Genomic DNA, 8,372 nt, shown 5'->3' on the forward strand with positions numbered 1-8,372 from the left:
CCGATCTATGGAAAAACAGGATGAACTGAAAAACTAAAAAAACTGAAAAAATTGATTGAAATATTGATAAACAATTAACGGATCTGCAGACCTGATATCAGCGGTTTCCTTTCTTTCGCTGGATTGATTTGCTTCCGCCATATTTGCTCTGGCCCTGTTTCCCGCCACTTTTGCCTTTATCTTTGGATGATTTTTCCGCGAGACCCCGGCGCCTGCCGTTTTTGCTGGTATTCAGGTATTCTTTACTGTTGTCCGGGCGTCTCTTCGGTCCGGGGCGCAACGATTTGCGGGGTTCGGGTGCAGTACTCTTTTTATCCACCCGTTCTCCCTTCTTCTCTGTCCGGGGGGCGGGTGCAGTTTTTTTCTCCTGTTTCCTCGGTCTCACTACGGGCGGCTTTGTGACCCAGCCCTTTGGATAGGTGCCGGCCTGCATGATGACCATCTTCGGCCGGATAACGATGCCGGTTGCGCCGGGCACAATCGCGTCTGAGGCAGCTAAGGCCGTGCCGATGCAGATCAGTTCGCCCTGTGCGGTCATCACCGCGACCTCGGCGTCCTTTTTGAAGGCGTCGGTGGCCGTGACGCCCACGCCTGCAAGGGATGCCCCGTGGCAGAGGGCGTCAACCGCGGTGTCACGGATGGTGACCGTCGGTATGCCTTCAAGGACAGACTCCGGTGTCCGGATGTATGAGGAGAGTTCTTCTGTATCTCCGTTCTTTGCCTGTTCTACGGCATCCCGCAGTGCATGCAGGGAGCAGCACATCGTTTCGTCATATCCTCCGGACCGTGTCCGCCGGAGTTCGACCATCTGGCCGCCGGTGCCGATGGCAAATCCGATATGGCGGCAGAGGGACCGGATGTAGGTGCCCGCCTCACAGCGGACACGCAGGAGCACGTCCCGGCCGTCGATACCGAGCACATCGATCTCGTACATCGTCCGGATACGGAGCGCACGGGCGACCGCACTTTTCAGGGGCGGGCGCTGGTAGTTCTTACCGATAAATTCTCTCGCTGTTTCCCTGATCTGCTCCTCGGTCGCATCCCCGTGGAGGCGCAGCAGGGCGATGTACTCCTTTTCATGACTGAGAATCACCGGTGCCAGGCGAGCTGCCCTGCCCACCATGACGAGGAGCACACCGGAGACATCAGGGTCCAGTGTCCCGCCATGACCACAGGGCATACCCAGCATATCACGCACCCATGCGGCCACCTCATGGCTGGAGGGTCCACGCGGTTTGTCCACCGCGATGATGCCTCCGCGTGGCAGGTCAATATTAAGGCCCGCAGACGTGTTCCCGTTCTCTTCCAGATAGTGGTTCAGTGCGGCGAGTGTCCCCATGAGGGTGCCGTTCCCGACCGCAACCGGCTCGGTCCCGTCCGCCCTCATCCGTTCTGCCGTGATCTCACCTATGGCAAGCGGCAGCAGCCCTTCTTTCTGGTATGTGGCATAGGTATGGGAATTGGCGCTCGTGAAGAGAATGGCCTCCGCATCCCCTGTCTCAAGTGGCACATTTGTGGGTTCCAGTGCATAGACCGGCATCTCACGGACAATTCCCCCCGCGCCTGTAATGGCATCCATAAGCACAGGGTTCGGGACATCGGCGCGGGGGATGCCTATCTTCTTTCCCGCTATCCAGTCCCCAAGATAGGGCACAAAGTCACGGGAATAATGGGCAGGCAGGGTCTCAGACGTGACGCCCCCCTCTGCCAGATATTCTGCGGTCTGGGGTCCTATTGCGATGATACGTGCCGCCGTCTTCAGGAGTGGCCCGATGAGACGGGCGGGGAGGGCACTCGTGAAGAAGATGCAGTCATAGGTCTCCTCATTTGCGGCAGTGACAAAGGCCTGCACGGCATCTTCGTACACCTGTGCCCGCATGGGGGAGACGATGAGGCATTCGTGGCCAAATTCCTGGCAGAGTGACTGGTCGGAGCCTGCCTTCTCAGGAAGCCTGGTGATTGCAATCTTCATGTTACTATATGTATGCATCCTGAGATATCATTGTTTTTTGTGTTACGGATGTTTTTTCCCTGCCGCATGCCACAGATCATCTGTGGCAACGGAGATCATCGCGGGCATGCTCATTGGCATGATGCTTGGCACGATAAGCGGTCTTATCCCCGGCATCCATGCCAATACCATGGCAGGCATGCTGGTGGCAGCCGAAGGCGGGCTGCTTCTTATCCTCGGTGCACCGGCTGTGGGGATTGCACTCTTCAGTGCCCTGGTGGTTCATACCTTCACCGACTGTGTGCCCAGCACATTCTTTGGTGTCCCGGACGCAGACACCGCCATATCTGTTCTCCCGGCGCATGCCCTCTGCATGCAGGGCCGCGGGGAGGAGGCCGTCCGCCTCTCTGCTCTGGGGAGTGCAGTCTCGGTGGTGATGGTGATGCCGCTCTTTGCCGTCTTTATGTTCTTTCTGCCGGGCCTGCAGCCCTATATCGACTGGTGGCTGGGCATCATTCTCGTCCTCGTTGCAGGTCTTCTGATCCTCAGTTCAGAATCGCCGGAATGGTCTGCTGCAGTCTTTCTTCTCTCCGGTATTCTGGGTCTCTTTGCCTTCCGCTATGCCTGGCTCATCTCCCAGACCTCCGGCGTATCGTCTGTTCTGATGCCGCTTCTGACCGGACTCTTTGGTATATCGGTCCTGCTGCGTGCCTCCGGCGGGGTGATGCCCGCACAGGTGCGCTCCGGTCCGTCCATTGGGGGACGCAGCCTTGCCTGGCATGCGGGCATGGGCACTGTTGCCGGAGCTGTGGTGGGGTGGCTGCCCGGCCTCTCCAATGCAACGGCCAACGCCCTCCTCTCGCCGCTCTTCCGGGCGGGCAGCGAGGGGAAGGGATATATCATCGCCACCAGTGCGGCGAACACGTCGAATGCCTTCCTCGGCCTTGCGGCACTCATCGCACTGGGGCGGATGCGAAACGGCGTGATGGTGGTGCTGGACAGTATCGGCATGCCGTCTCCGCTGCTGATTCTGGCTGGCGGAGTGGCCGCCGCACTCTGCGGTTTTGTCATTACTATCGTCTGCGGGCGGGGTGCACAGTTCCTTGGGGGCATACCGGTGCGGGCGATGAGCTATACGGTGATAGGTGCGGTCACGCTGCTGGCCTTCCTGTTGACAGGATATTTTGGCATGGTGATACTGGTGTGTGCCACCCTTGTCGGGATTATCCCGTCCCTTGTCAATGTCAGGCGGGTTTTCTGTATGGGTGCGGTGATGCTGCCGGTCATTCTCTTCTCGCTCAATATTCTCTGAAAAAAAAGTCTGCAGAACTGAACAGCCCTGAAAACGGGGTGTGATTCAGTTGGTCAGTATCCGATATAGAGGGCAATCACGTAGGTAAAGTAGGCCACCACGAGAAGAGAGGCCCAGATCCTGATGAAACGGGGTTTCCCCTTTACAATCGGGATGACAGCCAGTGAGAAGAGCAGCATAATGATGACATCGGTATATGCCGGGATGGGTATCGGGCGGATGAGGGCACCGGTGCCGAGGACGAGGAGCAGGTTGAAGATATTGCTGCCCATCAGGTTGCCTGCCGATATGCCGAGGTCGCCACGCAGAATGGCCACAAGGGAGGTGGCCAGTTCCGGGAGCGATGTGCCGAATGCGACGATGGTCATGCCGATGACAAACTCCGGTATGCCAAACGCCCCGGCGATGGTGATCGCACCATCGAGGACAAGCTGTGATCCGATGATGACTGCCACAAGACCGCCCACAGTCATCACCCAGTCCATTTTGCCGTGCACTTCGATGCGTTCCACCGGTTCAGTGCCGAGTTTCTTCCATGTGATATAGAGGACGGTGCAGAATGCGGCGAGCATCAGCACGCCTGAAATCCGGGTCAGCTCACCGGTCAGTGCCAGCAGAGCAAAGAAGACCGTGGCTGCGATCATGAGGATGGTCTCGTTTTCCACACGGCCCTTTCCGGACGGCCCGGACATGAACATGGCAGGGCTGATGATGGCACAGAGTGCGAGTACAAGGGCGATATTGGCAATATTGCTGCCCAGTACATTACCGAGTGCCACCCCGGAGTTGCCGGAGATGATGGCATTGACACTCACCACAAATTCCGGAAGTGAGGTGCCGAATGCAATGACGGTAAACCCGATGGTGGCTGAGGATACTCCGTAGCGTGCAGCAAGGCCGCCGCCTCCCTTCACAAAAAAGTCGGCCCCTTTGACAAGGAGTGCCATACCCAATACAAATAACAGTGCTGCAGCAACGATCATGGATATTCTCTGGTGAAACAGAATTTGCTCTCTGGCTTTAAGCTGGTTTGTGCCGGAAAACCGTCTTCTCCAACCAATTTATTAGTGGGGATATGCAATGTTAGGGTAGATGCGCAGCTACTGGTTCGGTGACATTGACAACGGTGTATGCACTCCTGCCCAGGGCGATGAAGACAGGGTCCTGGAACGGTGCGATACGATACGGGTAAAAGTGGATACCGGCTTTGTCCCGGTCTCTGTGGATGAGGCATGTGACTGCGGTTTTTTTGCAGATCGTGAGGAGTATCTTGCACGGCTGCGCAGTGTCACGATACGGGATGCCCGGCGTAAGATTGTCGCGGCGTTCAGTGAAGGTGACGCTGAACTGATCCAGATGGTGCGGATGCTTGACGAGATTGACGAGGTGGTCAATCTGCTGACCGAGAAGGCAGTGGAGTGGTATCTCGTCAGAAATCCCGGATTCTCCCGCAAGTACAAGTCAATGAGTGCGAAACGGATGGTCGGGGTGATGAAGAAGGAGAGGGGGCCTCTCGGACGGATCTGTGCAGAGATCGATGGCCTTTCTGATCAGCGTAGCTCTCTGATGCAGGATGTTTCAAAGCGAACGGATGCGGTGATGCCCAACTGCAGTGCCCTTGTCGGGGGTCTGGTGGCGGCACGCCTGATGGAACGTGCGGGCGGTCTCTCGGTTCTTGCCGGTCTGCCTGCGTCCACGATTCAGGTGCTTGGTGCTGAAGGGGCGCTCTTTTCCCATCTCCGGTCAGGGAGTCCGCCGCCCAAACACGGTATCATCTTCCAGCACCGCCGGGTGCATAACGCCCCCCGCAATGTGAGGGGGAAGGTGTCGCGTGCGGTCGCCGGAAAACTGGCGATTGCAGCGAAGATTGACTATTATCGTGGTGAACTGGACCCGGCATTTATCGAACGTGCCCAGGACAGGATTGATGTGGTAGGTGAGAAGGAATGAAACTCATTCGCGGAACAATAGTATCTGTCGGAGAAGGCGGTGTCTACGGCGAGCGGATGCTGAATGGATGCCGGGTCTGGGATCCGCACCGCAGCAAGCTTCCGGCAGCCATCATCAACGGTGCTCCGCTGGATCTGACGGCCGACATGCGGGTGCTCTACCTGGGTGCGGCGAACGGCACGACGGTCTCCCACGTGGCAGATTACGTTGAGACGGTATACGCCGTTGAATTCGCTCCCCGTCCGATGCAGGATCTTATTGAGGTGGCACGCCGCAGACCGAACCTTGTGCCCATTATGGGGGACGCAAACCGCCCGGAGGTTTATGGATGCTTTGTGGAGCAGGTGGATATGATCTACCAGGATGTGGCACAGCCGAATCAGGCAGATATTCTCAGGAAGAACCTGCCCTTCCTCAAAGACGGTGGTATTGCGGTTCTGATGCTGAAGGCACGGAGTGTGGATGTCAGGAAGAAGTCAGAGGAAGTGGCAGAAGAGACCTGCACGGCGCTCCGGGAGATGGGCCTGACCATTGTCTGGTCCGGCACGCTGGATCCATTTCACCGGGATCATACCTGTATGATCTGTACAAAATGAACATAGAATAGGGGCAATTGAGGAATGAGACAGTATTATTTCAATCCGTTCTCTTTTTTGCTCATTCTTGTAGTGATAATATTGTTACTGCTCTTTCTTCCGCTGCTCTTTCTTGGGATGATCGGAGGGGCGTTCAGGAGCCTGGGCTTCTCCGGCTGGGAGATCCTCTTTTTAATCATCGCGTCTGTCATCGGGAGTTTCATCAATATTCCGGTGACACAGATAGCAGGCGGGCGAAACCGTGAATATCAGTTCAGGGACCGCTTTGGCAGGATCGCCGCGATGCATGACGGCCCGGACACCGCCGTTGCCGTCAACGTGGGCGGTGTCCTCATCCCGCTTTTTGTCACGCTCTATCTGGTGTACTATATACTTTCGTCACCCGTCTTCTTCCCGCAGCCGTTGGCAGTCATTATGGGGGGTGGTGCGGGAATTCTTTTGGTGGCGGGCATTACGCACGCTGTGGCAAAGGTGGTTCCGGGGCTGGGTATCACGACTCCGATATTTATTCCGCCGCTCTGTGCCCTTTTGTGTGGCATTCTCTTCTCCTTTGGTGACCCGCTGGCAGCTCCGCCCATTGCGTTTGCAAGCGGCACGATGGGCACATTAATTGGTGCTGACCTGCTGAACTGGCGTCATCTGGGTAAGATCGGCGCACCGCTGGTGAGTATCGGCGGTGCGGGCACGTTTGACGGTATATTTCTCAGCGGCATTCTGGCGGCGTTTCTTGCCTGAATGGATAACCGGACGGATCAGATTCGTGCTGTCGGCGCTGCGATTTTGTTCCTGATGTCTTCACCATTTCACCCGGTTTTCACACGCAAAGTGAAAACACAGAGACAAAAAATAATCCCCGCATTGGCGTTAATTCTTCTAAATAAGTACAATATATAGAGATATGTACAGATAGTAAGGGAAGTATTCATGCCACCGGGAGAACATTCAGCATGTCTGATTATTTTACAGGGGTGCGTCTGCGTCTCTATGAGTCCGGGAAGGGTGAAAATGAAAAAGTGAGTCGTGCATACGCGCAGGAATTGTCAAATCAAGACCATCCTGGGCATCATTCACAATACCCACACAGAATGAAAGCAAAGAATACGTATGAAAAAGTGAAAAACAACCATCTGGATATTGGAAACGGAAGTGCTGCCTCTCCCCTGTTTTTGTAACCCGTTATCCACCCTTCTTGCCTCCCTGCGCAGGGGAATCGGAAGGCAAAATGAACGTATTTTCTGCTCATTTTTTCTGCCGGAAAATGACGGTTGTAATGCCTTTTATTTGCTGAAATAGCGGTTGATTGCGAACTATTAAGGGGTCGCTATTGGCGGATATTTTAGGAGGGTGTATCGGTTGTCCCGACTGAGATCGGCCCGCTCCGGGCTCCTGTGTGGACATGTTTTTCCTGGGCAAAGATCCGGGGGATGTGTCGTTTAAGCAATATTCTTCCCCGGTTGCCTGGTTTTTGTCCAAAATAACGAGATGCGTACACCACAGCTGTGGGAGTTGGGGCGGACAGCACGCAACAGACTGCACGTCCGGTGCCCGTCACCCTGAATGTGAGCCTGGATCAAAGGCTGGGAAACAAAAGATGAGGGCAAACCACTACGCCAGTAAAGAAGAAGTGGAATCACCCTTCTGTTGAATAGGGCGTTACGTTGGGTGTGGATCTTTCTTCTCTTCTCATGTCTCTGTTTTTTCCCGTTTACCTGCCGGGGATGTGGCAGGATATGGGCATGAGGGAGTGTAGATTCCTAAAAGGGGGTGTGGTCTCTTTGTGTGATCGGAGAAGAATGTTATGATCAACAATCTGTATTCATAACTGATTCTGATCCCCAATGGCAAATATCATTGTTGCATGGAGGATTTTCTATCTGGTTGTAATCGCTGAAATAATCTCAAAAAGAAGAATCAAAAATAGTCCGGAGCAGATTCGAACTGCTGTCGCAAGATCCAGAGTCTCACATGATTGACCGCTACACTACCGGACTGGGCAATGCAAAGTATTGCTCTACCTAGTTGTGGCTGTCAGGTAATTAATCTAACGATATTGTCGTGCGGATATGCGTTGGTGTGGCGGCAGGGTGCTCCTGCATGAGGTCTGCCGGTTTGTTGGGCGCGTATTCCGGATAGTTTTCGACCATAATTGTCATCGGACTTCTCCCACACCGTTGATATGACGGGGGGTGGTGCATTCTCTCCACATGCTCATCGGTGGTGGGATTGCCCGGAAATTTGAGTTTTGACGGGCTATTCCGCCGTCTTGTTCGTTTCTTAAAAATACTTCAACCACAAAGGATATATTAAGTGTTTGTCAAATATTGTGGTATATTCCGTCGTTCGGAGTATGGAGCAAAGTGAATCGTTTTTCGTCATATGACGAAAATCCATGCTGTTCCTTAACTTAATCGTATGGAGGCTATGAATGAAAGCAAAAATTAGTATTATACTCCTTGCCCTTGTGGCAGTGGCATTTCTCGCAGTTGCACCTGTAGCAGCTGCAGACCTGACCATTGTGCCCCAGGGCGGAGTCGTATTCGTTGGTGAGCAAGGCCTCACCTTC

Annotated in this window: 7 protein-coding genes and 1 tRNA gene; 5 read left to right on the top strand and 3 right to left on the bottom strand. The window is 54.7% G+C overall.

The features are described from left to right. Positions 1–97: 97 nt before the first annotated feature. Complete coding sequence (locus MKMG_RS11785; protein ID WP_371415213.1) at positions 98–1,972, bottom strand: RNA-guided pseudouridylation complex pseudouridine synthase subunit Cbf5; 1,875 nt, start codon at positions 1,970–1,972, stop codon at positions 98–100. 82 nt (positions 1,973–2,054) lie between these two features. Between MKMG_RS11785 and MKMG_RS09615 the strand changes: the two genes are divergently transcribed. After that, complete coding sequence (locus MKMG_RS09615) at positions 2,055–3,263, top strand: tripartite tricarboxylate transporter permease (protein ID WP_254059158.1); 1,209 nt, start codon at positions 2,055–2,057, stop codon at positions 3,261–3,263. A 53-nt stretch (positions 3,264–3,316) separates the two neighbouring features. Here MKMG_RS09615 and MKMG_RS09620 read toward each other — a convergent pair whose 3' ends face one another. Continuing rightward, positions 3,317–4,246: a calcium/sodium antiporter gene (locus MKMG_RS09620; RefSeq protein WP_165077586.1), complete on the bottom strand. Its 930-nt coding sequence runs from the start codon at positions 4,244–4,246 to the stop codon at positions 3,317–3,319. Between the two features lie 109 nt (positions 4,247–4,355). Here MKMG_RS09620 and MKMG_RS09625 point away from each other — a divergent pair, with 109 nt between their 5' ends. The 4 genes from MKMG_RS09625 (at position 4,356) to MKMG_RS09640 (ending at position 6,981) form a co-directional block, all read left to right on the top strand. Beyond that, entirely contained in the window at positions 4,356–5,213 is an 858-nt protein-coding gene (locus MKMG_RS09625) for an NOP5/NOP56 family protein (RefSeq protein WP_165077587.1), read from the top strand. Further along, positions 5,210–5,809 (top strand): fibrillarin-like rRNA/tRNA 2'-O-methyltransferase, encoded by a 600-nt coding sequence (locus MKMG_RS09630; protein ID WP_165077588.1) that lies wholly within the window; start codon positions 5,210–5,212, stop codon positions 5,807–5,809. Before MKMG_RS09625 ends, MKMG_RS09630 begins: the two co-directional genes overlap by 4 nt. Positions 5,810–5,881: 72 nt before the next feature. Beyond that, positions 5,882–6,544: a DUF1614 domain-containing protein gene (locus MKMG_RS09635; RefSeq protein ID WP_254059159.1), complete on the top strand. Its 663-nt coding sequence runs from the start codon at positions 5,882–5,884 to the stop codon at positions 6,542–6,544. Positions 6,545–6,756: 212 nt separating this feature from the next. After that, the gene (locus tag MKMG_RS09640; protein ID WP_165077591.1) at positions 6,757–6,981 is read left to right on the top strand and encodes a hypothetical protein; all 225 of its coding nucleotides are present in this window, start codon (positions 6,757–6,759) and stop codon (positions 6,979–6,981) included. A 746-nt stretch (positions 6,982–7,727) separates the two neighbouring features. Here the strand turns inward: MKMG_RS09640 and MKMG_RS09645 are convergent. After that, positions 7,728–7,800: transfer RNA gene (locus tag MKMG_RS09645), tRNA-Gln, on the bottom strand. Between the last annotated feature and the right edge of the window lie 572 nt (positions 7,801–8,372).

Source organism: Methanogenium sp. MK-MG (assembly GCF_009914725.1).
In the GTDB taxonomy this organism is placed as follows: domain Archaea; phylum Halobacteriota; class Methanomicrobia; order Methanomicrobiales; family Methanomicrobiaceae; genus Methanogenium.

Excerpts from the sequence above, each read along its gene's own strand:
- MKMG_RS11785 (WP_371415213.1), bottom strand. The coding sequence starts at position 1,972 with ATGAAGATTGCAATCACCAGGCTTCCTGAGAAGGCAGGCTCCGACCAG.
- MKMG_RS09620 (WP_165077586.1), bottom strand. The coding sequence starts at position 4,246 with ATGATCGTTGCTGCAGCACTGTTATTTGTATTGGGTATGGCACTCCTT.
- MKMG_RS09625 (WP_165077587.1), top strand. The coding sequence starts at position 4,356 with ATGCGCAGCTACTGGTTCGGTGACATTGACAACGGTGTATGCACTCCT.
- MKMG_RS09630 (WP_165077588.1), top strand. The coding sequence starts at position 5,210 with ATGAAACTCATTCGCGGAACAATAGTATCTGTCGGAGAAGGCGGTGTC.
- MKMG_RS09640 (WP_165077591.1), top strand. The coding sequence starts at position 6,757 with ATGTCTGATTATTTTACAGGGGTGCGTCTGCGTCTCTATGAGTCCGGG.